Here is a 283-nt window from a genome sequence, read left to right as displayed (position 1 = left end):
GTTGGCGCGGGCACTCGACGTCGTAGGCAACAGGTGGAGCCTGCTCATCGTGCGTGAGCTGCTCGGCGGCCCTGCCCGATACGGGAAACTTCAGGCCGGGCTGCCGGGGATCTCCACCAACCTGCTGGCCGAGCGTCTGAGGGAACTCGAACAGTCCGGCGTAGTTCAGCGCCAACTCGACACCGACAGCAACGCCATCGCCTACACGCTCACCGCCTGGGGAAGGGAGCTTCGCGGTGCTGTCACGGCGTTGGTGAACTGGAGTACGCCGCTCATGATTGCA

Annotated in this window: 1 protein-coding gene; it reads left to right on the top strand. The window is 65.0% G+C overall.

The features are described from left to right. Position 1 precedes the first annotated feature (1 nt). Positions 2-283 (top strand): winged helix-turn-helix transcriptional regulator (locus AC3XQU_RS23735; RefSeq protein WP_489876592.1); only part of this gene is annotated, 282 nt, incomplete at its 3' end.

Source organism: Telluria sp. AZSoR62 (assembly GCF_058111565.1).
This window is presented reverse-complemented; position numbering and strand designations above follow the sequence as displayed.